Below are 24,494 nucleotides of genomic sequence, written 5' to 3' on the forward strand. Positions count from 1 at the left end.
TCCTCCTGCTGTTGACAACTTGGCTTGCCGCTTTTTTACCATTTGGTAAAGTCACGATTACCAATCGCCCCCAACCTGTCAAGGCTCGTCTGGGATCTGTCAAATTCGGCGCGTGCGCCTGATGAAGGTTACAGCAAAATTGGACCACACCAGCCCGAAAAAGCCAAGCCGCATCCAGCAGAAGAACCGCAAGCGCATCCTCGACGCAGGCCTCGACGTGTTCTCGCAGCACGGCTATCGGGGCGCGACGCTCGACCAGATCGCCGAAGCTGCGGGCTTGTCGAAACCCAATATTCTCTACTATTTCACCGGCAAGGAGGATATCCACGTGACCCTGCTCAACGGGCTCATGCGGACATGGCTCGAGCCGCTCGAACGGATGGAAGCGGACGGCGAGCCCATGCAGGAACTCCTCGGCTATATCCGCCGCAAGTTGCAGATGAGCCGCGATTTCCCGCGAGAAAGCCGCCTGTTCGCCAATGAGATTTTGCAAGGCGCACCGCGCATGGCGCCGCATCTCGAAAGCGGCTTGAAGCCGCTCTTCGACCGCAAATGCCGGCTGATCGCCGGTTGGGTGGCCGCAGGCCGCCTTGCGCCGGTCGATCCGGGGCATCTCATCGTGTCGATCTGGGCCACAACGCAGCATTACGCCGATTTCGAGGCGCAACTGGCGGTGCTGATGCCCGACCGCGACGCCCTCTGGCAAGGCGCAGAGGCGCATCTGGAGGCGATGTTCCGAAAACTGCTCACGCCTTAACCGGCAATTAACCCTGCCGGGTCAAAGATCGGGGCATGAGAGATTTCAGTCCCAGACCCATGCCGGTCAATCCCGCCTGGTGCACCCGGATCTTCGGCGCGAGGGCCGCGCAAACGGGCGGCGTCGTGCGCCGCAAGAAAACGGACGTTCACCGCGAGATCGGCTATGACGCCTTTGTCGCCGAGGTGCGGGCGCGTGGCTTTCACCTGATCGAATGCGGCGATCAGTATCTCGTCATCTGCCATGACGGCCATCTGCGCGTGATCTGTTGAGGCGCGGGCGAGAAAATTCGGACGAATTTTCTCGCCACCCCGAGATTTTTCGAACGAAAAATCTCGGGGGCCTCACTCTGCAGCGCAAACACCCGGATTGTTGGGATGCGTCGTCCAGTCGGCGTGCTGCCCTTCAACCGCGCGCCCGGTGCGCGGATCGACCGTGCCCGGTGACATCTCGACCATGGTGATGCAGCCCGCCACCGGACAAACATTGACACACAGATTGCAGGCCACGCATTCCTCGTCCTTGACGGTAAAGACCCGCTCGGGCGACATGGCGATCGCCTGATGGCTGGTGTCCTCGCAGGCGGCATAGCAGCGCCCGCACTTGATGCAGGCCTCCTCGTTGATCCGCGCCTTGGTCACATAGTTGAGGTTGAGGTTCTGCCAGTCCGACAGGTTCGGCACCGCGCGCCCGACAAGCGCCTCCACCGATCCCAGCCCCTTTTCGTCAAGATACTGCGACAGGCCCGAAATCATCTCCTGCACCACCTTGAAGCCATAGGTCATCGCCGCCGTGCAGACCTGCACATTGCCCGCACCGAGCGCAATGAACTCGGCCGCGTCGCGCCAAGTTGTCACACCACCGATCCCCGAGATCGGCAGCCCGGCAAGCGAGGGCGTGCGCGCGATCTCGGCCACCATGTTGAGCGCGATGGGTTTCACCGCCGGGCCGCAATACCCGCCATGCGCGCCCTTGCCGTCGATGGTGGGTTCGGGCGCGAAGAGATCGAGATCGACCGAGGTGATCGAATTGATCGTGTTGATCAGGCTCACCGCATCCGCGCCGCCATCTTTCGCCGCTTGCGCGGGCTTGCGGATATCGGTGATGTTGGGGGTGAGCTTGACGATCACCGGCAGGCCGGAATGGGTCTTGCACCATTCGGTCACCTGTTGCACGTAATCGGGCACCTGCCCCACCGCGCTGCCCATGCCGCGCTCGCTCATCCCGTGGGGGCAGCCGAAGTTGAGTTCCACCCCGTCGCAGCCGGTATCCTCGACACGGGCCAGGATATCCTTCCACGCGCCTTCGTTCATCGGCACCATCAGGCTCACCACCAGCGCCCGGTCGGGCCAGTCGCGCTTGACGCGGGTGATCTCCTCAAGATTGACGTCAAGCGGGCGGTCGGTGATCAACTCGATATTGTTCATGCCCAGAAGCCGCCGATCCGCCCCCCAGACCGCGCCATAGCGCGGGCCGTTGACATTGACGACGGGCGGCCCGTCCTCGCCCAGGGTCTTCCAGACCACCCCGCCCCAGCCCGCCTCGAAGGCGCGGCGCACGTTGTATTCCTTGTCCGTGGGCGGGGCCGATGCCAGCCAGAACGGGTTGGGGGATGTGATCCCGATGAAGGTCGTGGTCAGGTCAGCCATGGCTCAGCCCTCCGCCATCAGCATTGCATGGATATCCTCGGCGGCATCGCGCCCCTCGGCCACCGCCGTCACCGTGAGATCGTCGCCGCCCGCGGCGCAATCGCCCCCGGCCCAGACGCGCGCCAAGCTGGTGCGTCCGGCTCCGCTCACGCGGATCTTGCCGCCCTCCCGCTCGGGCAGGTCCGCGCCCGCAAGCCTCTGGCCGATGGCACGCAGCACCTGATCAGCGGCAAGGCGAAATCGCTCGCCCGTGGGCCGCAGATCGTCATCCGTATATTCGAACTCGATCTCGCGCACCGCGCCGTTGCCATGCACCGCGACGGGGCTGGCATTGGTGATGATGCGCACGCCTTTCGAGGCCGCCAGATCCTGCTCATAGCGGCTTGCGTTCATCCGCGCGCGGCCGCGGCGATAGACCAGTGTCACGTTGAGCGCGCCAAGCAGTTTCGCCTGCACCGCCGCGTCGATCGCCGTCATGCCGCCGCCGATCACCACCACGTCGCGCCCCACCGGCAGCGCGCGAAGATCGCCCGCCTGCCGCAATTCCGCGATGAAACCTGTTGCGTCCTCGACGCCCTCCTTCTCTTCGCCCGGCGCACCAAGCGCGTTGACCCCGCCAAGGCCGATCCCGAGAAATATCGCGTCATACTCGGCACGCAGCGCCTCAAGCGTCAGCTCACGCCCGAGCGCGGTGCCCGCGCGCAGCGCGATCCCGCCAATCTCCAGAAGCCACGCCACCTCCGCCTGCGCGAACCCATCGGGCGTCTTGTAGGCGGCGATGCCGAACTCGTTCAGCCCGCCGGGCTTCGGGCGGGCATCGAAAATCACCACCTCGTGCCCCTTCATCGCCAACCGGTGCGCGCACGCCAGCCCCGCAGGCCCCGCCCCCACCACCGCCACGCGCCGCCCCGTGGGGGCCGCGCGCGTGAACGGATGGCCGCCCGCCGCCATCAGCGTGTCGGTGGCATAGCGCTGCAATTGCCCGATCTTGACCGGCTTGCCCTCCGCCGCCTCGCGCACGCAGGCTTCCTCGCAAAGCGTCTCTGTCGGGCAGACACGGGCGCACATGCCGCCAAGGATGTTCTGATCGAAAATCGTGGCCGCCGCCGCCTCTGGCGTGCCGGTGGCGATCTGCCGGATGAAAAGCGGGATGTCGATGCTGGTGGGACAGGCCGTGATGCAGGGCGCATCATGACAGAAATAACAGCGGTCCGCCTCTACCCGCGCCTCATGCGCATCAAGCCTCGGGTGCAGGTCCGCGAAATTCCGGGCGTAGTCCTCGGGCGTCAGCCGACCCGCGACAATGCCCGGCGTAAGCGCATTCGCAGCCATTTGATCCTCTCCTGTTGGTGCCTCTCGGGTGCCTTCTGGCCAGGATCAGTATTCCACGTTTAAATTTTTTATCAATCGGTAAAATTTATCGACGCAAAACCCGCCGCTACTCCGCCAGCGCCTGCGCCAGATCTGCCCGCAGATCCGCCATATCCTCGATCCCGACCGAGACCCGGATCAGGTTTTCCGGTATCCCGGTATGCGGCTCGATGGTGTGGCGATGCTCCACCAGGCTCTCCACCCCGCCCAGCGAGGTTGCCCGATGAAACAGCCGCAGCCGCCCCATCACGTCGAGCGTCCGCGCCCGGTCGCCCCTGACGAGGAATGACAGCAGATAACCAAAGCCATGCGGCATCTGCCGCGCCGCAACGTCATGGCCGTCATGGCTTGCCAGCCCCGGATAGAACACCGCCGCCACGCCGTCATGCGCCTCCAGCCAGGTCGCCAGCGCCAGCGCGCTTGCGCACATCCGCTCTACCCGCAAGGGCAATGTCCGCATCCCCCGCATCAGAAGCCACGCCTCGAACGGCCCGAGAATGGCCCCCGCATCGTGCCGGTCCACGGCAATCTCCTGCCACATCGGCAGGCTCGGCTCGCGGCACGACAGCGCACCGGCCAGCACGTCCGAATGTCCGTTCAATGCCTTCGTCGCCGAATGCATCGAGATATCCGCCCCCAGTTCCAGCGCCCGCGTCAGCACCGGCGTCGCCGCCGTGCCATCGACCACCAGCACCGCGCCCGCCTTGTGCGCCATGCCCGCCGCCGCCGTGATATCGACGGTGCGCAACCACGGATTCGACGGTGTCTCGATCCAGACCATATCCGCCGAGGAGCGGCACGCCTCCGCCAGCGCGCCCGCGTCGCTCGCCTCCACCTCGTCGAGCAGGATCGCGCGGCGCACGCAATACTCGCGCACCCATTTCAGCGTGCCCCAGTAGATGCCGGTCTGCATCACCACCCGCGCGCCCGAAGGCAACGCCCGGAACACCGCCGCCACCGCCGCCATGCCGGACGGAAACAGCAGGCTTGCCGCCGCGCCTTCAAGCTGCCGAATCACCTCCTCGGCCTGTCGCACGGTCTCGTTATGGTCGCGCCCATAGACATTCTCGGGGCGGATCAGCCCGTAATCCTCGCCCCGCAGATAGGTCGTGGCCAGGCTGATCCCCGGCACCACGCCGCCTGTCTCTCGATCGGTCGCGCCTGCCGCCTGCGCGGCGATGGTGGCTGGGCTCAGATCCGTATTGCTCATGTCGTTTCCCTTTCCATGGGGCGGCTCAGCGTGCCCCCCGCAACCGCGGCGCGAACCCCGGTCGTGCCGGGGCACGAGGTGGGCAGCCCCCGCGCCACCCGCACCGCCAGATGCGCGAAGGCCTGCGCCTCGAGCATGTCACCGTCCAGCCCCACATCCTCGACGGGCCCCACCGGACAATCCAGCGCGGCCGCCAGCATTGCCATCATCACCGGGTTGCGCCGTCCGCCGCCGCAGACCAGCACCCGCTCGGGGCGCATCGGACAATGCTCCATCCCGCGCATCACCGCCGAGGCCGCCATCGCCGTCAGTGTCGCCGCCGCATCCGCATCGCTCAATTCGTCCACAAGCGCGATCATCTCGGCAAACGCGTCGCGGTCAAGCGATTTGGGTGGAATCCGCGCAAAATACGGTTCGTCGAGAAACAACTCCAGCGCGCCCTGCGCCACCTTGCCCCGCCGCGCCTGCGCCCCGTCACGGTCACAGGCCACGCCCCGCCGCGCGCGCATCAGGTCGTTGAGCGGCGCGTTGGCTGGCCCTGTGTCGAACGCCAGCAGCGCGCCATCGTCCTCGGGCCGCGCGCGGCGCGGGTCCACCCATGTCAGGTTCCCCACGCCGCCCAGATTGAGAAAGGCCAGCGGCCGCGTGGCCCCGATCCAGCGCGCGCAGGCGAAATGGTAGAACGGCGCCAGCGGCGCCCCCTCTCCCCCCAGCCGCACATCGGCGCTGCGGAAATCCCAGACCACCGGCAGGCCAAGCGCCGCCGCCAGGCGCGCGCCATCCCCCGCCTGATGGGTGCCGCGCCCCTGCGGCTCGTGTGCCAGCGTCTGCCCGTGAAACCCGACAAGCGCCGCGCCCGTGAATCCGCCCAACACCTCGATATGCGCCGCCTCAACCACGGCCTCGGCCGCAGCCACCTCCGGTGCGCCGGGCCAGCAGCCACGGGCGGCATGCAGCACCTTCGCCTCCTGTGCCGAATAGGGCCGATAGGCGGAGGGGCCAAATCCGAATATCTCATGGCCATCGGTCTCGATCATGGCCGCGTCCACCCCGTCAAGCGAGGTGCCCGACATCGCGCCCAAGGCCCAGAGCCGCCCCGCTTTCAACATGCCCTTTTCCTTCACCGCCCGACTGCCTATACATGCCGCGCAATCGCAGACGGGACAAGCACCATGACCTATCACCCGAAATCGGATTTCCTGCATATCATGCAGGCGCGCGGCTATCTGGCCGACTGCACCGATCTTCCGGCGCTCGACGAGGCGCTCCGGGCGGGCACGGTGACGGCCTATATCGGCTATGACGCCACCGCGAAATCGCTTCATGTCGGGCATCTGCTGAACATCATGATGCTGCGCTGGCTGCAAAAGACAGGGCATCGCCCGATCACGCTGATGGGCGGGGGCACGACCAAGGTGGGCGATCCGTCCTTTCGCTCGGATGAGCGCCCGCTCCTCAGCCCGGCCCAGATCGACGCCAATATTGCGGGCATGAACCGCGTCTTTGCCCGCTACCTGTCCTACGAGGCGGGTGGCGCGCTCATGCTCAACAATGCCGAGTGGCTCGACGGGCTGAACTATCTCGATTTCCTGCGCGATATCGGGCGGCATTTCTCGGTCAACCGGATGCTGTCGTTTGAATCGGTCAAGTCGCGGCTTGATCGAGAGCAATCGCTCTCCTTCCTCGAGTTCAATTACATGATCCTTCAAGCCTATGACTTCATGGAACTTTACCGCCGCCACGGCTGTATTCTCCAGATGGGCGGCTCGGATCAATGGGGCAATATCGTCAACGGTATCGACCTCACCCGCCGCGTGCTCGATGCCGAGGTCTACGGCCTGACCTCGCCCTTGCTGACCACTTCGGACGGGCGCAAGATGGGCAAATCGGCAGGCGGCGCGGTCTGGCTCGACGGCGATCTTCTCAGCCCTTACGAGTTCTGGCAATTCTGGCGCAATACCACCGACGCCGACACAGGCCGCTTCCTCAAGCTCTACACCGAACTGCCGGTCGAGGAGTGCGACCGCCTTGGCGCGCTTCAGGGGGCAGAGATCAACGAGGCCAAGATCATTCTGGCAAATGAAGTGACCACGCTGCTGCACGGACCCGAGGCCGCACAGACCGCCGAGTCCACCGCCCGCGAGGTGTTCGAGAAGGGCGGCGTGGGCGACGACCTGCCCACCGTCGAGGTCACGTCTGCGGAACTGGCCTCGGGCCTCTCGATCGTGCAGCTGATCGTGCGCGCGGGGCTTGCGAAATCCGGCAAGGAGGCCAAGCGCCTGATCGCCGAGAACGGCGCGCGGCTCGACGATGCGCCCCTTGCCGACGCGGGCCTGATCATCGACGCCGCCGCCCTCGCCTCTCCGATCAAGCTCTCGGCGGGCAAGAAGCGACACGCGCTGGTCAAGCTCGCCGACTGATCCGATGGCTTCGAAAGAAATCGGTCCGAAGTCTTTCAAGACTTCGGAGCACCATCCCACCGCGCCGCGTCGAGCACCGCGCGCACCGCCTCTGTCGGCACATCCGAGGCGACGAACGCCGCGCCGACCCCGCGCGCCAGCACGAAACGCAGTTTGCCATCGACAACCTTCTTGTCTTGCCCCATGAGGTCGATCAGTCTGTCTGTATCCGGCAATTCCCCTTCGATATCAGATAGATCGACCTTCATCTTCATGTCTCTCAGATGCGCACGCACCCGGCTCGGTTCCTCCTGCGAACACAAGCCCAGCCGTGCCGAAAGCGCGAAAGCCAGCGCACAGCCGATCGCCACCCCCTCACCGTGCAGAAGCCGCATCCCATCATAGTGTGTCGCCGACTCCAGTGCATGACAGAATGTATGACCCAGATTGAGAAGCGCCCGGTCGCCCTGCTCGGTCTCGTCGCGCACGACAATCTCCGCCTTCATCTCGACCGAACGTTTCACAAGGTGGATACGCGCCGCCATATCGCCTTTGGCCGCACATGAGCCATGGCCTTCAAGCCATTGAAAAAAATCGCGATCACCCAACAGACCATACTTCACCACCTCACCGTAACCGGCCAGGTAGTCCCGCTCGCTCAGCGTCCCGAGCACCTCGGTATCGGCCAGGACAAGGCTTGGCTGATGAAACGCCCCGATCAGGTTCTTGCCCTGCGGCGCGTTGATTCCGGTCTTGCCCCCCACCGAACTGTCCACCTGCGCCAACAAACTTGTCGGCACCTGAACAAAGCGCACGCCCCGCCGCAGAATCGAGGCGGCAAAGCCCACCAGGTCGCCGATCACCCCACCGCCGAACGCCACCACCATGTCGCCGCGCTCGATCTTCTCCTCCAGAAGCCACTCGACGACTTGCTCCAGACGGGGCCAGGACTTGGTCGCCTCACCGGGCGGCAGGGTCAGAAACACGGCAGAAATGCCCTTTTTCTCCAGCCCATTGCGCAAGGTTTCCCAATGCAGCGCCGCAACCGTTTCGTCGCTGACCACGGCCACGCGTGGCCGCCGCAGAAGCGGTGCGATGCGCGCACCCGCCTGCGCCAGAAGGCCCGGCCCCACCACCACGTCATAGGCGCGCGCGCCCAACCCCACATGCACCGTTTCGATCATGTCACCTTCTCCAGAACGTCCGGTCGTGTCGCCAGCGCCTCGGCCACCTTGTCGGCCATATGCTCGATTGTGTAGGCGCGATGCGCCTTTACGGTCAGGTCGGCCAGCGCGTAGATCGGCACGCGCGCCTCATAGATCTCGCGCAGCGTCTCCTTTGGTTGAGATGTGCGCAGCAAAGGTCTGGTATTCTTGCCTTTAACCCGAGACCAGAGTAGATCGAGATCGGCATCAAGCCAGACCGAAACCCCTTTTTCCGACATCAGGCGCCGGTTATGCTCGGCCAGAAACGCGCCGCCGCCCGTGGACAGGATGCCACGATGCGTCTCAAGCAGGCGGTCGATCACCTCGGTCTCGCGGCGGCGAAAGAACGCCTCGCCATCGCGTTGAAATATCTCTGCAATCGTCATGTTCGCGGCCTTCTCGATCTCGGCATCGGAATCGATGAAGGGCACGCCAAGCCGCGCCGCGAGCGCCTTGCCGACAGCGGTCTTGCCAGCCCCCATCATGCCGACGAGGACCACCGATTTCTTCAGTTTACAGTCCTTGTCGGCCGCCACGCTCGGCGCTCCCCTGCCTGTTCGCGAAGTTTTTCACTCAATGGCGTGATATTGTGATGAATGCCAGCTATAAGTGGCGAAAAAGCACAAGGCAAACAGGCAGGGCACCCCATGTTTCGGCTTATCAAATGGCTGATCTATCTCGCGGTTCTGGGCTTTATCGCCCTTGCGGGCTATGCGTATCTCGGCCCCTTCTTCGGGGCGGATTTCACGCCCCCTCAATCCGAAATTCGGCAGGATGTCATCCTTGAGACGAAGTAGCGCAGCCGTTCTGGGGCTGCTATGGGCCGGCTTTGCCGAGGCGCAGACCCCGCTTTCGGCGATAGACTGGCTGGACGAGATCGGGGCCGTGATCACCCTTCCTGCCCCGATCGGTCCACCCGTGGCCGACAGCGCCGATCAGCCCGGCGTAACGGTGACCGCGCTTGACGCGCCGCACGCCGACGCTGTGGGCTTGCTGCCCGGCTCGGTCTCGGGCCTTCCTGCAAGCCTCTGGGAAAACAGCACGACTGCGGCACTGATCCGGTATCTCGACGGTCTGCCCGAGCGTCCCCTGCCGGCCATGCAGGCGCTCTATTACACACTGTTGCTGACCGAGGCCGATGCCCCTCCGGATACCGGGCCCGAGGCGCTTTTCCTGGCATCGCGCCTGGCCGCGCTTCGGCGCCTTGGCGCGATCGAACCCGCACTGGCTCTCGTCGAGCGCGCCGGCGGGGCGACGCCCGCTCTTTTCGACGCCTGGCTCGATCTGGCGCTACTCGAGGGCGGCGAGGATGGTGCCTGCGCCGCGCTCGCCGCCGCCCCGCACCTGAGCCGCAATCCGGACGCGCGGATCTATTGCCTTGCACGCGCGGGTGACTGGAATACCGCCGCGCTGATCCTTCACGGGGCCGAGGTGACGGGCGCACTCGGCGATCCTGACGTGACGCTGCTGGCGTTATATCTTGAACCGGAACTGATCGACGAGATCGCCCCGCCCGACACGCCCGCCGCCATGACACCGCTCCGTTTCCGCCTGTTCGAGGCTATCGGAGCCCCGCTGGGCACACGCAATCTGCCACGCGCCTTCGCCATGGCCGATCTCCGCGGCACGGCAGGCTGGAAGGCCGAGATCGAGGCCGCCGAGAGACTGGCCGAGACCGGCGCCATCGCCGGAACGCGTCTTTTCGGGCTGTATACCGCACGCAGGCCCGCCGCTTCGGGTGGCGTGTGGGAACGCGTGGCGGCGGTGCAGGCGCTCGATACGGCATTGACCAACAGTGATGCCGACGCACTCGCCCGCGCCCTGCCGCCGGCATGGGAGGCGGCGCGCGCGGTTCGGCTCGAAATCGTTCTGGCCGATCTTGTGGCCGAACGCCTGCTGGCGGCACCCCTGCCCGCAGCCATCCGCCCACTGGCCTTCGAGATCGTGGCGCTATCGGCCCTTTATGAACGCACCGCCGAGATCCTGCCCCCCTCGACGCCGCGCCAGCGGCTTCTGACGGGAATCGCCGCAGGCCAGCCCGAGATCTCCCATGCCGAAACCCCGCTCGAACTGGCGATCACCGAGGCATTCGCCAGCACCGCCGCCGCGCCCGAACATCGCCCGCTGATCGAGACCGGGCGTCTGGGCGAGGCGATCCTTGCCGCGACCGCGCAGCTTGACGGGGCCCCGGCCCGCGCAGCGCCTTCAGCTACGCGCGCCTCCCTCTCGACGTTGCGCGCCCTGGGACTGGAAGATACCGCGCGCCGCGCCGCGCTTCAGCTGCTGCTTCTTGGCCCGGCCCGATGAGCGCGGCCGACACCCGCATCAGCACCTTTCTCGACGCGCAAGCCGCCGAACTGGGGGCCGCGCGCAACACGCTTCTGGCCTATGGCCGCGACTTGCGGGATTTCGCGAACTGGCTCGGGCACCGCAAGACGCCGCTTCTCACCGCCACCCAGGCGGATGTCGAAACCTATCTTGTTGCCTGCGATTCGGCGGGGCTGGCGCAATCGACGCGCGCGCGACGGCTGTCGTCGATCCGGCAGTTCTACCGCTTCGCCGCCGAGGAGGGCTGGCGCGCCGACAACCCGGCGATCCGTCTCAGGGGGCCAGGGCGTGTGCGCCACCTGCCCGGCACGTTGAGCGTGGATGAGGTGCAACGCCTTCTCGAGACCGCCCCGCAGGTGGGGCGCGGCGCGATCGAGCGAGCGCGCAACGGCGCGCTGGTGGCGCTGCTCTACGCAACCGGCATGCGGGTGAGCGAGTTGGTGGAGTTGCCTGTGGCGGCGGCACGCGGCAACCCCGAGATGTTGCTGGTGCGCGGCAAGGGGGGGAAGGAGCGGCTCGTGCCGCTCTCGCCACCCGCCCGCGCTGCACTCGATCACTGGCTGCGGCTGCGCGACGCCGACAGGGCGCGCGCAACCTTGCCCCACCTCTTTCCCTCGGGCGGCAAGGCAGGGCACCTCACGCGCCACCGCTTTTACGGGTTGATCAAGGAAATCGCCCTGACCGCGGGCGTCGATCCCGCACGGGTCACCCCGCACCGGCTGCGCCATGCCTTCGCCACGCATCTTCTGGCAAACGGGGCCGACCTGCGGGTAATCCAGACGCTGCTGGGCCATGCCGACGTGGCCACGACCGAGATCTATACCCATGTGCTCGATGCCCGCCTGCGCGCGCTTGTCGAAGAGCATCATCCGCTGGCCCATGCCGCGCGGCGCAAGAAGATCGAGGACATCCCATAAGGGGCGGCGGGCCTCGCGATAGATGGGTTCACGACAGGATGCAGCCAGGGATGCGGACATTTTGCCCCTTTTCAAGCAGACCGGCTTGGGGTAACAGCGCGTCTTCATGCGGGGTGACAGCCTTGGAGGCATCCCGCACCATGCAAGGAGAGAAAACATGGCTGGAGAAATTCCTGATCTTCACGCCCAGGAACGCACGGGGACGGGCAAGGGCGCCGCTCGGGCAGCGCGTCGCGCGAACATGGTTCCGGGGGTTGTCTACGGCGGGGACCGCGATCCGCTGCCGATCCAGATGCCGTTCAATGTGCTGCTCAAGCGGCTCAAGAAGGGGCGGTTCAAATCGACGCTTTTCAACCTCAAGGTCGATGGCCACGAGGATGTGCGCGTGATCTGCCGCGACGTGCAGCGCGACGTGGTCAAGGATCTGCCGACGCATGTGGATTTCATGCGCCTGCGCCGCACCACGCGGATCAACCTCTTTATCCACGTCGATTTCATCAACGAGGACCAGTGCAAGGCGCTGCGCAAGGGCGGCGTTCTGACGGTGGTGCGCCCCGAGGTGGAACTCAACGTGCTGGCGGGCGACATTCCCGATCACCTGACCGTGGACCTGTCGAAGGTCGAAAGGGTCGGCGACGTGGTCACGATCAGCCAGATCGAGCTTCCCGAAGGGGCCGAGCCGGTGATCAAGGACCGCGATTTCGTGATCTGCAACATCTCGGCGCCCTCGGCGCTGCGCTCGCAAGGCGAGGACGAGGACGAGGACGAGACCGCAGAGGTCTGAATGCGTCCTGAACATCGAGGAAACCGGGCAAGGCAGACCGCCATGCCCGGTTTTTTCATGCGCGCAGACAAAGCGCACGGCCCATGATGATCTTGAGAATTTTTCCGATCCCGCGCCATGGCCCACGCCGCGCGGTGCGGTTAGACTCCCGACGTCGCTGCTTGATCCCTTTGCGTCGAAATCCGACCCCGCACGCGCGGGACAGTGGATTACTGAGGGGGCACGGAAAAGGAATCGGCCATGGTTGATGTCACCATCGTCTACTGGCGGGATATTCCCGCACAGGTCATCGTCGGCAAGGGGCGCCGTGGCGCCAAGGTGCAGTTGCCCGAGCGTTTCGAGCAGGCCATCGACCGCGCCGCGATGAAGACGGGGGCGGCAGGCACCGACGCCTATCTTGCCGAGTGGCGCAAGGCCGAACCCTATGCCGTCGAGGGGGATCAGGAGGAAGTGGCCCGTAACGAGGCTGCCCGGCTTGATGCCCAGTACGATCAGAATCGCCTCAAGGCGCTGATCGCCAATGATGGCTGGGCATGAATGCGCCCCGGATCGCTATGGGAGGCCGCGATGGCACTTTTGAATTTCAGGCGACGTGAGACCGCGACCCCGGCGAGCGGGCAGCTTGAGGCGTTCCTGGATGGCTATTCCATCGAGGTGATGCCCCGCACGGCCGAGAAGGTCGAGGATTTCCGCGAGTTGCTGCCAAGCGGCACCCGTGTCTATATCGCCCATATCGAGGGCACGCCGATCAACGACATGGTGGCCACTGCCCGGCGCATCTCGCGCGAGGGCTATCCGGTGATGCCGCATTTCCCGGCGCGCATCATCAAGGACCGCGCGACATTGGCCGATTGGATCGCACGCTATCAGGGCGAGGCGGGGGTCGAGCAGGCGCTTTTGCTTGCCGGCGGTGTATCCGAGCCGCATGGCGAGTTTCACTCCTCCATGCAGCTTCTGGAATCGGGCGAGTTCGACCGCGCGGGATTCAGGCGGCTCCATGTGGCGGGGCACCCCGAGGGCAACCGAGACATCGACCCAGACGGCAGCATGAAGAACGTCGAGGACGCCCTGCACTGGAAACAGCGGTTCTCGGAGACCACCGATGCCGAGATGGCGCTTGCCACGCAGTTCGCCTTTGACGCGGAACCGATCGTCAAATGGGCCGAGGGGCTGCGCGCGGCAGGTATCCGCCTGCCCATCCATATCGGCATCGCGGGGCCGGCGAAATTGCAGACGCTGATCAAGTTCGCCATTGCCTGCGGCGTGGGTCCGTCTTTGAAAGTCTTGCAGAAACGCGCCATGGATGTCTCCAGGCTGCTGCTGCCCTATGAGCCTGCCGAGGTTCTGACGGCACTTGCCGCGCACAAGGCCGACAACCCCGAAAGCCTGATCGAGCGGGTGCATTTCTTCCCGCTTGGCGGGATCAAGGCCAATGCCCAATGGGCCATCGAGAACGGCGGCGCCTCGGGCGTTCCGGCCAGCAAACAAGGATAGGACATGACCCGCACCATCGTCGAGAGCAAGACCAAGACCGCTGTCATCGGCTTTGACGAGCCGTTCTGCGTAATCGGCGAGCGCATCAACCCCACGGGCCGCAAGAAGCTCGCCGCCGAGCTTGAGGCGGGGGATTTTTCAACCGTCGAGGCGGATGCCTTGGCCCAGGCGGCGGCGGGCGCGACCGTGCTCGATATCAATGCGGGCGTGGTCTACAATTCCAATCCCAACCCCAACGAGACCGAGCCGCCCTTGATGACGCGGATGATCGAACTGGTGCAGGGGTTGGTGGATGTGCCGCTGTGCATCGACTCGTCTGTGCCGGCCGCGCTCGAGGCGGGGCTCAAGGCGGCGCATGGCCGTCCGCTGCTGAACTCCGTCACCGGCGAGGAAGAGCGGCTTGAATACGTCCTGCCGCTGGTCAAGAAATACAACGTCCCCGTCGTCGCCATCTCCAACGATGACACCGGCATCTCCGAGGATCCGGACGTGCGCTTTGCCGTGGCCAAGAAGATCGTAGAGCGCGCCGCAGATTTCGGCATCCCCGCCCATGACATCGTGGTCGATCCGCTCGTCATGCCCGTGGGCGCCATGGCCACCGCCGGGCGTCAGGTCTTTACCCTCGTGCGCCGCCTGCGCGAGGAACTGGGCGTCAACACCACCTGCGGGGCGTCGAACATCTCGTTCGGCCTGCCCAACCGGCACGGCATCAACAACGCCTTCCTGCCCATGGCGATCGAGGCGGGCATGACAAGCGCCATCATGAACCCCATCGCGCTGCCGGTGAAACAGGCCGAGATTGCCGCCAAAAAGGCCGAAATCGCCGCTGCCGGTCTCATCCTGCCGGACGATATGGATGACGAAACCTTCTGCCAGCTCTTTGGTCTGGGCAGCACGCAGGCCCGCGCGGGCAAGGAGATGGAGGCGATCATGGCCGCCAACTTCCTGATGAATGCCGACCCCCACGGCGGCAACTGGATCAAGTTCAACAAGGCCCCGATCAAGCCCGGCGAAGAGGCCACGGGCCGGGGCGGCCGCGCCGGCAGCCGCCGCCGCCGCGCCTGAACCAGAGCCCCTGCGCCCCGGACACATGCAAGCCCCGGCGATGGCCGGGGCTTGTTTGTCTTGTGACCGGGTCGGGCGCGACAGCCACAGCATGTTGCATTGACCTGGAAGTACCCGCCCCGGGCTTGATCCGGGATCCCGTCCATCATGCACAGTGGCGCCGGCGGGAATGCCTCTCGACATCTCCGACCCGCGCTAGCGGACCATCCATCTTCCATCCGGCCAGAAAGCGTGAAAGGCAAAGGCGAACATGACGTCATGCGCCACGTCACGGCCCTGTGCGTCGCGCACCCGCACCGTGCCCACGTCACGGCCCTTGGCGATCGTGCCGTGATCAAGCGCCGAGGCTTGCCCCGCCTCCCACGAAATAGTGACACCGGCTTCGGTAACGCCGCCCTCGCGGCGGATCCGGGTCATCGGCCAGGCCCGATCCCCGACCCGCACCACCCGTTCGAGCGGCGGAACGCCATGGGGCGGGTCCTCACCCTCATACAGAAACGGACGGCTTGAGCTATCATAGCCCTGATAGGGGTTGCGCCCATAGGAGCGGTTGAAATCCGGCTCGGCCATCACCAACCCTTCGGGGTTGCGGGTGCGGAACTGATCCCAGCTTTCCATCCAGCCCGGCAGCATATCGAGCTGAACGCCGGTCATCTGTCCGACAATCCCCTCGCCAAGCGCCTGTTGCCACCAGCTTTCGGTCTCGCGGTCATACATGACCATGTCGGACATCCGCAGCTTGCCCGAGACGCCAAAGCTCAGCACCCGGCCCTGCACCCGGCGATCGAAGGTCAGTGCCGAGTTGCACAGGGGGCAGTAGGTCACCGCCACCGGAATACCGCCCACCTGATCGTTCACGATCTCATGCCACATGAGATAGCGGATCGGATAGGCGCGCGGGGTCTGGCCGTCCATTTCCAGTGTCATCACCGGCTCGTTTCCGGCGATCCTGCGTTCGGATTTGGCGCGCAGGAACTTCGGCGCATCGATGGCGGGGATGCCGTCCTTGGGCGGCCCGCCCGAGCGGATTTCGGACCAGTCCGTGATCGTGGTGCGCGAGAAATCGGTCTGCGGCCATTCCCCGCGCCAGAAGGTCGGGTTGGCATGGGCCAGCGGCACGGCAAGGAAGATGGTCGCGAGAAAGGCGATGAGGCGGGACATGGGCGCTCCTGCAAGGGGGTCTCGTGCAGGGATGATGCGGTGCTGGCGGGATTCGGGCCAGCCCACCCCACGCAGATGTGAGCGTGTGTCAGCGCCGTTTCGCCTCGGTCAACGCCCGATCCCAGAGCCGGTCGCGCATGATCCGCCGCATCGCGCGCGAGAGTTCGCCCGCGCCGTCGCGCGCATAGATCCGCCCATGTGTCAGAATGAGCCGCTCCGGCCCCCAGTCAAGCACCTGATCGACCAGATCGCCCAGGGCCTTGCGCCCGCCAAGCCGCGCGGCAAGGCCCGGTGGCGGCTTGCCGTCGCTGTCGTCGATGCCCGCAAGCCAGACAAGCGGCCGCGCCCAAGGCGGCAGCGTCGCGGTATCGACCGCGATGACCAGCCGTGACAGGATCGCCGAACGCGAGGGCAGGTGGCAGAACACATGTTCGCACGCCTCGCCGTGGCGCAGCGTGAGCGGCCTGATCTCGCGCCGCCACGGCGCCTCGGACAGACCGTCGCGCGGCCAGAGCCGCGCCTCGGGGAAGGCTGTCTGCCAGTCCTGGAGCCACGGCAATAGGGGCGCGCCGGGCAGCACCAGATGCGCCACCCGGCCCTGCTGTTCAAGCCAGGCGATCAGGTCCGGCGTAAGCGGCCCCGGCGCGTGCACCCAGAGCCCCCCGCCCCCAACCCGCGCCACCACCGTGCGCAGCGGCATCGGCACGCCAAGCCGCCAGCACAGATGTGCGCCCTCAATGGCCCACAGCCCCTCTGACAGGGGCACCGGCGCAAGGGCGGGCGCGGTCATGCGCTCAGTCTATGACCCGAACGCTTGTCATCACGTCCGGCTCTCCCGTGACCGCGCCATTGGGGCCGCGCCCGCGCTTGATCTTGTCCACGATCTCCATCCCGCCGGTCACGCGCCCGACCACGGTATATTGCCCGTTGAGATGCGTCGCAGGCGCGAACATGATGAAGAATTGCGAATTGGCGCTGTCGGGGTTCTGGCTGCGGGCCATGCCCACCACGCCGCGCTCGAACGGCACGTCGGAGAACTCTGCCTTGAGGTCGGGCCGGTTGCTGCCGCCGGTGCCCGCGCGGCGCATGTCGCCGCCCGCACGCCCGAACTCCACATCGCCGGTCTGCGCCATGAAGCCGTCGATCACGCGGTGGAACACCACCCCGTCATAGGCCCCTTCGCGCGCCAGCGCCGCGATCTGCGCGGCATGGCCGGGGGCCACATCCTCGAGCAGGTCGATGGTGACGGTGCCGTTGGCCACGCCCTTGATCTCGATTTCAAGGCCAGTTGCGAATGCGGGGCCGGAGGCCAGAAGGCCGAAGGCGAGAACGAGCTTACGCATCGGCGGCCACCTTGACGCTGATCATCCGGTCGGGGTTCGCGGGCGGCTCGCCACGGGTGATGGCGTCCACATGCTCCATCCCCGAAATCACCCGGCCATAGACGGTATATTGCCGGTTGAGAAAATGATTGTCCTTGAAGTTGATGAAGAACTGGCTGTTGGCGGAATTCGGGTTCTGGCTGCGCGCCGCGCCGATCGTGCCGCGATCATGGGGGATGCCGCTGAACTCTGCCTTGAGGTCAGGCAGGGCGCTGCCGCCGGTGCCTGCGCGCCGCGGATTGTAATCCTTTTCCATGTTGGCGTGTTCCACATCGCCAGTCTGCGCCATGAAGCCGTCGATCACCCGGTGAAAGGCCACGTTGTCATAGGCCCCGGCGCGCGCCAGTTCCTTCATCCGCGCGCAATGCAGCGGCGCGATATCGGGCAGAAGCTCGATGCTGACAGTGCCATCCTTCAACTCGATCAGGATGGTGTTTTCGGGGTCGTTGATCTCGGCCATGTCATGCTCCTTTGTCGGCTTTGCCACAGGTCTAGGGGGTCCGGGCGCGATTGCCAAGGGCAGGAGGTTGACGTGGCCCATGCCCCGCGCCATGACAGGCGTGAAATCGCATGAGGAGGCCGCCGCGATGGGCTGGAAGACGCTGGACGATATGGACCTTGGGGCCAAACGCGTGCTGGTGCGCGTGGATATCAACGTGCCGGTCGCAAACGGCGTTGTGACCGACGCCACCCGGATCGAGCGCATCGTGCCCACGGTTCACGACATTCTCGAGCGGGGGGGCAAGCCCATGCTGATCGCCCATTTCGACCGGCCCAAGGGCAAGGTGGTCCCGTCCATGTCGCTGCGCGTGGTGGTGCCCGCGCTGGAGTCTGCCCTGGGGCGCAAGGTGCGGCTGATCGAGACGCTGGAGGGGGCCGAGAACCTGACCGAGGAGGCGCGCGCCGCCGATGTTCTGCTGCTGGAGAACATCCGCTTTCACCCCGGAGAGGAGGCGAACGATCCCGAGTTCGCCGCCCGCCTCGCGGCCCTTGGCGACATCTATTGCAATGACGCCTTCTCGGCGGCACATCGCGCGCATGCCTCGACCACGGCGCTTGCGCATCTGCTGCCCGCCTGTGCGGGGCGGTTGATGCAGGCAGAATTGCAGGCGCTCGAGGCGGCCCTTGGCGCGCCCAAACGGCCCGTGGCGGCGGTGGTCGGCGGCGCCAAGGTCTCGACCAAGCTCGATCTGCTGGGCAATCTCGTGGCGAAGGTGGACTGCCTCGTGATCGGCGGCGGCATGGCCAACACCTTCCTTGCCGCGCTTGGCCTCGATGTGGGCAAATCGCTGTGCGAACATGACATGGCCGGAACCGCGCGCGAGATCATGGCGCGGGCGGGGGCGGCGGGCTGTACGATCCTTCTGCCCGCCGATGTGGTGGTGGCGCGCGAATTCGCAGAAGGGGCCGCGCACGAGGTGGTGGGGGCCCATGCCTGCCCGGCGGATGCGATGATCCTTGACGCCGGTCCGCGCGCGGTTGCGCGGATCACCGCCGCGCTTGAGGGTGCGAGAACGCTGATCTGGAACGGGCCGCTCGGGGCCTTCGAAATCGCGCCTTTCGACGCCGCCACCAATGCCGCCGCACGCCACGCGGCACAGCTCAGCCGCGAGGGGCGGCTTGTCTCGGTGGCGGGCGGCGGTGATACGGTCGCCGCGCTCAACCGCGCCGGCGCGGCCGAGGATTTCACCTATATCTCCACCGCCGGGGGCGCCTTCCTCGAATGGATGGAGGGCAAGGTGCTGCCCGGCGTCGCCGCTCTTCATGGTGCCTGACGAAAGACCGGGGAAAGGGGCGTTGCCCCTCTTGGCCTGCGGCCAATTCACCCCAGGATATTTCAGGCCAGAAGAAGCGAGGCGGGCGCGGGTTTCTTCTGGCTGAAAATATCCCCGCCGGAGGCTCCGACGCCCGCCACAGGCGCGGCGCGGACCCTGTTAGCGCCACCAAGATTGCACGCCGCGCCCGCCTCGCCTAAGAGAGCGCGAACTGTGCTTGATCAAAGGGATTTCCGCCATGTCGAAGGCCGAGCAGAGACAGAAGATTGCCGAAGGTCAGGGCTTTATCGCCGCGCTCGATCAATCCGGCGGCTCCACCCCAAAGGCGCTGCGGCTTTACGGGATCGCGGAGTCAGAGTATTCCTCGGAAGCGGAAATGTTCGACCTCATCCACGCGATGCGCGCGCGCATCGCGCAGGCTCCGGCCTTTACCGGCGACAAGGTGATCGGCGCGATTCTCTTCGAGATGACCATGGACCGCGAGATCGCGGGCAAGCCTTCGGCGCAATTCCTGTGGGAAGAACGCGGCGTCGTGCCCTTCCTCAAGGTGGACAAGGGCCTTGCCGAGACGAATGACGGTGTGAAGCTGATGAAGCCCATGCCCGATCTTGATGCGTTGCTCGCGCGCGCCAATCAGGCCGGGATTTTCGGCACCAAGATGCGCTCGGTCATCGACGCGGCCAATGCAGGCGGCATCGAGGCCGTGGTGAAACAGCAATTCGAGGTGGGCCGCCAGATCCTCGGGGCTGGCCTCGTGCCGATCATCGAGCCGGAAATAACCATTTCCATCGCTGACAAGGCCGAGGCAGAGAACCTGCTGCTTGCCAACCTCAAGGCCCATCTCGACGCGCTGCCCGAGGGACAGAAGGTCATGCTCAAGCTGACCCTGCCCGAGGTGGCCAACCTCTATGCACCGCTGGTGGATCACCCGCGCGTGCTGCGGGTCGTGGCGCTCTCGGGGGGATACAGCCGGGAAGAGGCCAACGCACGGCTGGCCCAGAACTGCGGTGTGATCGCCAGCTTCTCGCGCGCGCTGACAGAGGGGCTGTCGGCGCAGCAATCGAATGCCGAGTTCAACGAGACCATCGCACGCACCATTGACGAGATCTGCGCGGCCTCGGTCGCGGGCTGAGGTTCAGCCGCCCTGCAAGCGCTTGAGCAGCACCACCTCGCTCTCGGGGCCAATCGGCGTGAACCAGCTGTCGTTGTAGATGCGCCCGTCGATGGAGACCGAGACGCCGCGATCCAGCTCGGGCCGCAAGCCTGGGTGATCGCGCGCCAACCCGTCGAGCAATTCACGCAGGGTGGCGGCCTCGACCGCCACCTCGCGCGCCCCCCCGGCAAGATCGGCGAGCGATCCCCAGAGCAGCACCTTGACCATCAGCCCTTTGCCGCCTGCATCGCGGCCAGAACACGCGGCGGCGACATCGGCAGGCGCGTCATCCGCACCCCCGCCGCCGCCGACACCGCATTGGCCACCGCCGCCAACGGCGGCACAATCGGCGTTTCCCCGACACCGCGCACCCCGTAGGGATGCCCCGGATTGGGAATTTCCAGAATCACCGTGTCGATCATCGGCAGGTCAGAGGCCACGGGTATCCGGTAATCAAGGAAGCCTGCGTTTTGCAGGATTCCATCCTCGCCATAGATATATTCCTCGTTGAGCGCCCAGCCGATACCCTGCACGGCCCCGCCCTGAAACTGCCCTTCGACGTAAGAAGGATGCACCGCGCGCCCGGCATCCTGAAACACCGTGTAGCGCAGGATCCTGGTGGCGCCGGTGTCGGGATCAACCTCGACATCCACCATATGCGTGCCAAAGCTGACACCCGCCCCCTCCGCCGTCACCTCGTGATGCCCGGCAATCGGCCCGCCGGTGTTGCTGGCCACGGCGGCGATTTCCTTGATGGTCATGGGCGGGAACTTGCCCGCATTGGGACCGGCAGGGCGCGCGGCCCCGTCTTCCCATTCCACCGCCTCTTCGTCGATGCCCCAGATCATCGCGGCGCGTTTGCACATCTCGCGTTTGGCGGCGCGCGCCGCCTCGATCGTCGCCAGACCCACCGCAAAGGTCACGCGGCTGCCATCGGTCACCTCGTTCTGGCCCAGCGATCCGGTATCGGCAATGATCGTGCGCACCTGATCATAGGGAATGCCCAGTTCCTCGGCGGCCATCATCGTCATCGAGGCGCGCGAGCCGCCAATATCGGGATTGCCCTCCGAGACCGTCACCGTGCCGTCCGGTGTCACATTGAGGCTGACGCAGGTATCGCCACCAAAATTGAACCAGAACCCACAGGCCACACCGCGCCCCTGGTTTTCGCCCAAGGGGGCGGTCCAATGCGGATGCGTATGCGCCGCCTCCAGCGTGGCGATCAGACCAATCGCCGGATAGGTCGGACCGTAAGAGGCGCGCGTGCCCTCCTTGGCCCCGTTCATCAACCGCACCGCCAGCGGATCAAGACCAAAGCCCCGCGCCAATTCATCAATCGCGCTCTCCACGGCAAAGGCCGCCATCGGCGCGCCGGGTGCGCGGTAGGCCGCCGCCTTGGGCCGGTTGCTCACCACATCCCAGCCGACAGTTTTCACATTCTCCAGATCATAGGGCGCAAAGGCCGACATCGACCCCATATCGACCGGCGAGCCGGGATAGGCCCCGCCCTGATAGCGCAATTCGGCAAAGGCGGCGGTGATCCGGCCATCCTTCTTCATGCCGATCCGCACATCAATCGAGGTCGAGGCCGTCGGCCCCGTGGCGCGCAGCACCTCGGACCGGCTCATCACCATCTTGACCGGGCGACCCGACTTTTTCGCCAGCATGAGCGCCACCGGCTCAAGGAACACCACCGTCTTGCCGCCGAACCCGCCGCCGATTTCACTGGCCGTCACCCGCAACTGCCCCTGTTCCATCCCGAGGATCGCGGCACAGACATTGCGCACCATGTAATGCCCTTGGGTGCACACCCAGAGATCGCCCTGCCCATCCGCGCTCATCGTCGCCAGACAGGCATGCGGCTCGATATAGCCCTGATGCGTGGCCCCGGTGCGATAGGTCCGCGCGACCACACGGTCGGCCTTGGCCAGCCCCGCCTCGACATCGCCATGCCCGAACTCGACCCGCGAGATGACATTGCCCGAATAGCCCGCGGGCACGGTTTCCTGCTGCCAGCCCTCGTGCAGCACCGGCGCGCCGGGCTTCATCGCCGCGTCCACATCCGTCACATGCGGCAGCACCTCATACTCCACCTCGATGAGCTTCAGCGCCTTGCGCGCCACCGCTGCCGAATTGGCGGCAACCGCCGCCACCGCATGCCCGTCATAGAGCGCCTTGTCACCCGCCATGCAATTGTCGATCACATTGGCCACATGATCCGGCACATCGCCGAAATCCGCGCGCGTGACGACCGCCTTGACCCCCGGCAGCGCCTCGGCCTTTGACGTATCAATGCGCAGGATGCGCGCATGCGCATGAGGACTGCGCAGGATGCGCCCCGTCAGCATCCCCGGCGCCACCATATCCGCGCCAAAGCGCGCGCGCCCCGTCACCTTGTCGATGCCGTCAGGCCGGTTGGGCCGCGTGCCCACCACCTTGAAATCCTTGGTTTTCTTGGTGTCATCCAATGCCATCACGACGCCCTCCGCATATCCGCCGCCGTTTCCATCACAGCGCGGATGATCTTGTCATAGCCGGTGCAGCGGCAGAGGTTGCCCGCCAGCCAATAGCGCACCTCCTCCTCGCTCGGGTCCGGGTTCCGTTCCAGCAGCGATTTCGCCGCCACCAGAATCCCCGGCGTGCAGATGCCACATTGCAGCGCCGCCATCTCGATGAATTTCTGCTGCAACGGATGCAGCGTGTCCCCTGCCGCCATGCCCTCGATGGTGGTGATCTCGCGCCCCTCGGCCTCGGCCCCCAGCATCAGGCACGAACAGACCAGCCGCCCATCCACCGTCACCGAACAGGCGCCGCAATCGCCGGTGCCGCAGCCCTCCTTGGTGCCCGTCAGGCCCAATTCGTCGCGCAGCACATCCAGCAGCGTCGCCTCGGCATCACAGAGAAATTCGGTCGCGTCGCCATTGACCGTGGTCGTCACATGTATCCGGCTCATGCCTGCTCTCCTTTCGCGCGCGCCTCTGCGATCACCGCCGCGCGACGGGCCAGAACGCCCGACACATGGCGGCGGAAATCGACCGTGCCGCGTTTGTCGTCAATCGGGGTGGCCGCTGCGGAACAGACCGCCGCCAGATCGGCCAGCGCCGCCTCATCCAGCACCCGGCCTTGAATCGCCTCTGCCGCCGCGTCCACCAACATCACCTTGGGGCCAACCGCCCCCAGCGACACCCGCGCCGCCGCCACCCGGCCCGCCGCATCAAGGCTGAGCGCAATGCCACAGCCCACCACCGCAATATCCATCTCGGTGCGCGGGATGAACCGCAGATAGGCATCGCCCGACCGCGCCCCCCGCGCGGGCAGAAATACCGAGGCGATGAACTCGCCCGCCGCAAGCGTCGTCTTGCCGGGGGCTTTGGGAATGTCGATCACCGCCACATCGCGCGTGCCCTTGGGGCCAACCACCCGCACCACGGCCCCCGCCGCCACCATCGCCGGCACCGAATCGGCGGCAGGCGAGGCGTTGCACAGATTGCCCGCCAATGTGGCCCGCCCTTGAACTTGCGTCGAGCCGATCAGCCCCACCGCCTCGACCACACCGGGCCAGTCGGCGCACAGCCCCGCATGCTCGCCCATCTCGGCACCCGATACCGCAGCACCGATCCGCCAGCCGCCATCCTCGGCCACAACATCGCGCATCCCTGCGATGCGCTTGATATCGACGATCAGTTCCGGCTCGATCATCTCCGCGCGCAGCTTGACCAACAGATCGGTGCCGCCCGCAAGAACATGAGCCCCCGTCTGACCGGCCAAGGCCGTCACCGCCTCTTCCACGCTGCGTGGCGCTTCAAATCGCATGGCTTGCTCCCTGATTTATTTCTGCGCCGCC

26 protein-coding genes are annotated in these 24,494 nt (G+C 65.9%); 12 read left to right on the forward strand and 14 right to left on the reverse strand.

Annotated features, from left to right (window positions below; genetic code table 11):
* Positions 1-139: 139 nt before the first annotated feature.
* Together KAK09_RS01760 and KAK09_RS01765 are read left to right on the forward strand one after the other, a co-directional pair.
* Positions 140-757 (forward strand): TetR family transcriptional regulator C-terminal domain-containing protein, encoded by a 618-nt coding sequence (locus KAK09_RS01760; protein WP_418895509.1) that lies wholly within the window; start codon positions 140-142, stop codon positions 755-757.
* Between the two features lie 35 nt (positions 758-792).
* Complete coding sequence (locus KAK09_RS01765; protein WP_210877108.1) at positions 793-1,029, forward strand: hypothetical protein; 237 nt, start codon at positions 793-795, stop codon at positions 1,027-1,029.
* Between the two features lie 72 nt (positions 1,030-1,101).
* Here the strand turns inward: KAK09_RS01765 and preA are convergent, their stop codons facing one another.
* From preA to KAK09_RS01785, 4 genes are all read right to left on the reverse strand, one after another.
* Complete coding sequence (preA, locus tag KAK09_RS01770) at positions 1,102-2,406, reverse strand: NAD-dependent dihydropyrimidine dehydrogenase subunit PreA (protein ID WP_210877109.1); 1,305 nt, start codon at positions 2,404-2,406, stop codon at positions 1,102-1,104.
* A gap of 3 nt (positions 2,407-2,409) precedes the next feature.
* Positions 2,410-3,738 (reverse strand): NAD(P)-dependent oxidoreductase, encoded by a 1,329-nt coding sequence (locus KAK09_RS01775; protein WP_210877110.1) that lies wholly within the window; start codon positions 3,736-3,738, stop codon positions 2,410-2,412.
* 106 nt (positions 3,739-3,844) lie between these two features.
* On the reverse strand, positions 3,845-4,987 hold the full coding sequence (locus KAK09_RS01780; RefSeq protein WP_210877111.1) for a trans-sulfuration enzyme family protein: 1,143 nt from the start codon (positions 4,985-4,987) through the stop codon (positions 3,845-3,847).
* Positions 4,984-6,096: an anhydro-N-acetylmuramic acid kinase gene (locus KAK09_RS01785; RefSeq protein WP_210877112.1), complete on the reverse strand. Its 1,113-nt coding sequence runs from the start codon at positions 6,094-6,096 to the stop codon at positions 4,984-4,986. The genes KAK09_RS01780 and KAK09_RS01785 overlap by 4 nt, the downstream gene beginning before the upstream one ends.
* A gap of 63 nt (positions 6,097-6,159) precedes the next feature.
* Between KAK09_RS01785 and tyrS the strand changes: the two genes are divergently transcribed.
* Positions 6,160-7,407 (forward strand): tyrosine--tRNA ligase, encoded by a 1,248-nt coding sequence (tyrS, locus tag KAK09_RS01790; protein ID WP_210877113.1) that lies wholly within the window; start codon positions 6,160-6,162, stop codon positions 7,405-7,407.
* 35 nt (positions 7,408-7,442) lie between these two features.
* Here tyrS and aroB read toward each other — a convergent pair whose 3' ends face one another.
* Positions 7,443-8,570 (reverse strand): 3-dehydroquinate synthase, encoded by a 1,128-nt coding sequence (aroB, locus tag KAK09_RS01795; RefSeq protein WP_210877114.1) that lies wholly within the window; start codon positions 8,568-8,570, stop codon positions 7,443-7,445.
* Positions 8,567-9,127, reverse strand: a complete 561-nt coding sequence (locus KAK09_RS01800; RefSeq protein WP_336244403.1) for a shikimate kinase — start codon at positions 9,125-9,127, stop codon at positions 8,567-8,569. The genes aroB and KAK09_RS01800 overlap by 4 nt, the downstream gene beginning before the upstream one ends.
* Before the next feature lie 111 nt (positions 9,128-9,238).
* On the opposite strand from KAK09_RS01800, the gene KAK09_RS01805 reads away from it, so the two are divergent.
* The 7 genes from KAK09_RS01805 (at position 9,239) to KAK09_RS01835 (ending at position 15,179) form a co-directional block, all read left to right on the forward strand.
* Positions 9,239-9,388, forward strand: a complete 150-nt coding sequence (locus KAK09_RS01805) for a hypothetical protein (RefSeq protein ID WP_210877115.1) — start codon at positions 9,239-9,241, stop codon at positions 9,386-9,388.
* Positions 9,366-10,898 carry a hypothetical protein gene (locus KAK09_RS01810; RefSeq protein WP_210877116.1) on the forward strand — a complete coding sequence of 511 codons (1,533 nt, stop codon included), beginning with the start codon at positions 9,366-9,368 and terminating at the stop codon, positions 10,896-10,898. The genes KAK09_RS01805 and KAK09_RS01810 overlap by 23 nt, the downstream gene beginning before the upstream one ends.
* Positions 10,895-11,836 (forward strand): site-specific tyrosine recombinase XerD, encoded by a 942-nt coding sequence (locus KAK09_RS01815; RefSeq protein ID WP_210877117.1) that lies wholly within the window; start codon positions 10,895-10,897, stop codon positions 11,834-11,836. Before KAK09_RS01810 ends, KAK09_RS01815 begins: the two co-directional genes overlap by 4 nt.
* Before the next feature lie 157 nt (positions 11,837-11,993).
* On the forward strand, positions 11,994-12,620 hold the full coding sequence (locus tag KAK09_RS01820; RefSeq protein ID WP_210877118.1) for a 50S ribosomal protein L25/general stress protein Ctc: 627 nt from the start codon (positions 11,994-11,996) through the stop codon (positions 12,618-12,620).
* A 240-nt stretch (positions 12,621-12,860) separates the two neighbouring features.
* The gene (locus KAK09_RS01825) at positions 12,861-13,157 is read left to right on the forward strand and encodes a virulence factor (protein WP_210877119.1); all 297 of its coding nucleotides are present in this window, start codon (positions 12,861-12,863) and stop codon (positions 13,155-13,157) included.
* A 30-nt stretch (positions 13,158-13,187) separates the two neighbouring features.
* On the forward strand, positions 13,188-14,114 hold the full coding sequence (locus KAK09_RS01830) for a methylenetetrahydrofolate reductase (RefSeq protein ID WP_210877120.1): 927 nt from the start codon (positions 13,188-13,190) through the stop codon (positions 14,112-14,114).
* Positions 14,115-14,117: 3 nt separating this feature from the next.
* Positions 14,118-15,179: a dihydropteroate synthase gene (locus KAK09_RS01835; protein ID WP_210877121.1), complete on the forward strand. Its 1,062-nt coding sequence runs from the start codon at positions 14,118-14,120 to the stop codon at positions 15,177-15,179.
* A gap of 195 nt (positions 15,180-15,374) precedes the next feature.
* Here the strand turns inward: KAK09_RS01835 and KAK09_RS01840 are convergent, their stop codons facing one another.
* The 4 genes from KAK09_RS01840 to KAK09_RS01855 all read right to left on the reverse strand — a co-directional run bounded on the left by KAK09_RS01840 (position 15,375) and on the right by KAK09_RS01855 (position 18,182).
* On the reverse strand, positions 15,375-16,340 hold the full coding sequence (locus KAK09_RS01840; RefSeq protein ID WP_210877122.1) for a DUF3179 domain-containing protein: 966 nt from the start codon (positions 16,338-16,340) through the stop codon (positions 15,375-15,377).
* A gap of 88 nt (positions 16,341-16,428) precedes the next feature.
* Complete coding sequence (locus KAK09_RS01845; protein ID WP_210877123.1) at positions 16,429-17,130, reverse strand: DUF4336 domain-containing protein; 702 nt, start codon at positions 17,128-17,130, stop codon at positions 16,429-16,431.
* Between the two features lie 4 nt (positions 17,131-17,134).
* Positions 17,135-17,683 (reverse strand): peptidylprolyl isomerase, encoded by a 549-nt coding sequence (locus tag KAK09_RS01850; protein WP_210877124.1) that lies wholly within the window; start codon positions 17,681-17,683, stop codon positions 17,135-17,137.
* On the reverse strand, positions 17,676-18,182 hold the full coding sequence (locus KAK09_RS01855) for a peptidylprolyl isomerase (RefSeq protein WP_210877125.1): 507 nt from the start codon (positions 18,180-18,182) through the stop codon (positions 17,676-17,678). The genes KAK09_RS01850 and KAK09_RS01855 overlap by 8 nt, the downstream gene beginning before the upstream one ends.
* A 127-nt stretch (positions 18,183-18,309) precedes the next feature.
* Here KAK09_RS01855 and KAK09_RS01860 point away from each other — a divergent pair, with 127 nt between their 5' ends.
* Positions 18,310-19,497 (forward strand): phosphoglycerate kinase, encoded by a 1,188-nt coding sequence (locus KAK09_RS01860; RefSeq protein ID WP_210877361.1) that lies wholly within the window; start codon positions 18,310-18,312, stop codon positions 19,495-19,497.
* A gap of 238 nt (positions 19,498-19,735) precedes the next feature.
* A complete protein-coding gene (locus KAK09_RS01865; protein WP_210877126.1) occupies positions 19,736-20,629 on the forward strand; it encodes a fructose bisphosphate aldolase in 894 nt (297 codons plus the stop codon).
* Between the two features lie 3 nt (positions 20,630-20,632).
* Here KAK09_RS01865 and KAK09_RS01870 read toward each other — a convergent pair whose 3' ends face one another.
* From KAK09_RS01870 to KAK09_RS01885, 4 genes are read right to left on the reverse strand one after another with little or no spacing between them, the layout of a single operon-like run.
* Entirely contained in the window at positions 20,633-20,878 is a 246-nt protein-coding gene (locus KAK09_RS01870) for a MoaD/ThiS family protein (protein WP_210877127.1), read from the reverse strand.
* Complete coding sequence (locus KAK09_RS01875; protein ID WP_210877128.1) at positions 20,878-23,124, reverse strand: xanthine dehydrogenase family protein molybdopterin-binding subunit; 2,247 nt, start codon at positions 23,122-23,124, stop codon at positions 20,878-20,880. The genes KAK09_RS01870 and KAK09_RS01875 overlap by 1 nt, the downstream gene beginning before the upstream one ends.
* A complete protein-coding gene (locus KAK09_RS01880; RefSeq protein WP_210877129.1) occupies positions 23,124-23,603 on the reverse strand; it encodes a (2Fe-2S)-binding protein in 480 nt (159 codons plus the stop codon). Before KAK09_RS01880 ends, KAK09_RS01875 begins: the two co-directional genes overlap by 1 nt.
* Positions 23,600-24,463 (reverse strand): FAD binding domain-containing protein, encoded by an 864-nt coding sequence (locus KAK09_RS01885; protein ID WP_210877130.1) that lies wholly within the window; start codon positions 24,461-24,463, stop codon positions 23,600-23,602. The genes KAK09_RS01880 and KAK09_RS01885 overlap by 4 nt, the downstream gene beginning before the upstream one ends.
* Positions 24,464-24,494: the final 31 nt, after the last annotated feature.

The organism is Roseovarius autotrophicus (assembly GCF_018069895.1).
Classification (GTDB): domain Bacteria; phylum Pseudomonadota; class Alphaproteobacteria; order Rhodobacterales; family Rhodobacteraceae; genus Roseovarius; species Roseovarius autotrophicus.

Coding starts and splice junctions, on each gene's coding strand:
- KAK09_RS01780 (WP_210877111.1), bottom strand. CDS start 4,987: ATGAGCAATACGGATCTGAGCCCAGCCACCATCGCCGCGCAGGCGGCA.
- KAK09_RS01835 (WP_210877121.1), top strand. CDS start 14,118: ATGACCCGCACCATCGTCGAGAGCAAGACCAAGACCGCTGTCATCGGC.
- KAK09_RS01785 (WP_210877112.1), bottom strand. CDS start 6,096: ATGTTGAAAGCGGGGCGGCTCTGGGCCTTGGGCGCGATGTCGGGCACC.
- KAK09_RS01810 (WP_210877116.1), top strand. CDS start 9,366: ATGTCATCCTTGAGACGAAGTAGCGCAGCCGTTCTGGGGCTGCTATGG.
- KAK09_RS01765 (WP_210877108.1), top strand. CDS start 793: ATGAGAGATTTCAGTCCCAGACCCATGCCGGTCAATCCCGCCTGGTGC.
- tyrS (WP_210877113.1), top strand. CDS start 6,160: ATGACCTATCACCCGAAATCGGATTTCCTGCATATCATGCAGGCGCGC.
- KAK09_RS01815 (WP_210877117.1), top strand. CDS start 10,895: ATGAGCGCGGCCGACACCCGCATCAGCACCTTTCTCGACGCGCAAGCC.
- KAK09_RS01885 (WP_210877130.1), bottom strand. CDS start 24,463: ATGCGATTTGAAGCGCCACGCAGCGTGGAAGAGGCGGTGACGGCCTTG.
- KAK09_RS01805 (WP_210877115.1), top strand. CDS start 9,239: ATGTTTCGGCTTATCAAATGGCTGATCTATCTCGCGGTTCTGGGCTTT.
- KAK09_RS01850 (WP_210877124.1), bottom strand. CDS start 17,683: ATGCGTAAGCTCGTTCTCGCCTTCGGCCTTCTGGCCTCCGGCCCCGCA.
- KAK09_RS01820 (WP_210877118.1), top strand. CDS start 11,994: ATGGCTGGAGAAATTCCTGATCTTCACGCCCAGGAACGCACGGGGACG.
- KAK09_RS01865 (WP_210877126.1), top strand. CDS start 19,736: ATGTCGAAGGCCGAGCAGAGACAGAAGATTGCCGAAGGTCAGGGCTTT.
- KAK09_RS01825 (WP_210877119.1), top strand. CDS start 12,861: ATGGTTGATGTCACCATCGTCTACTGGCGGGATATTCCCGCACAGGTC.
- preA (WP_210877109.1), bottom strand. CDS start 2,406: ATGGCTGACCTGACCACGACCTTCATCGGGATCACATCCCCCAACCCG.
- KAK09_RS01860 (WP_210877361.1), top strand. CDS start 18,310: ATGGGCTGGAAGACGCTGGACGATATGGACCTTGGGGCCAAACGCGTG.
- KAK09_RS01875 (WP_210877128.1), bottom strand. CDS start 23,124: ATGGCATTGGATGACACCAAGAAAACCAAGGATTTCAAGGTGGTGGGC.
- KAK09_RS01845 (WP_210877123.1), bottom strand. CDS start 17,130: ATGACCGCGCCCGCCCTTGCGCCGGTGCCCCTGTCAGAGGGGCTGTGG.
- KAK09_RS01880 (WP_210877129.1), bottom strand. CDS start 23,603: ATGAGCCGGATACATGTGACGACCACGGTCAATGGCGACGCGACCGAA.
- KAK09_RS01855 (WP_210877125.1), bottom strand. CDS start 18,182: ATGGCCGAGATCAACGACCCCGAAAACACCATCCTGATCGAGTTGAAG.
- aroB (WP_210877114.1), bottom strand. CDS start 8,570: ATGATCGAAACGGTGCATGTGGGGTTGGGCGCGCGCGCCTATGACGTG.
- KAK09_RS01840 (WP_210877122.1), bottom strand. CDS start 16,340: ATGTCCCGCCTCATCGCCTTTCTCGCGACCATCTTCCTTGCCGTGCCG.
- KAK09_RS01830 (WP_210877120.1), top strand. CDS start 13,188: ATGGCACTTTTGAATTTCAGGCGACGTGAGACCGCGACCCCGGCGAGC.
- KAK09_RS01775 (WP_210877110.1), bottom strand. CDS start 3,738: ATGGCTGCGAATGCGCTTACGCCGGGCATTGTCGCGGGTCGGCTGACG.
- KAK09_RS01870 (WP_210877127.1), bottom strand. CDS start 20,878: ATGGTCAAGGTGCTGCTCTGGGGATCGCTCGCCGATCTTGCCGGGGGG.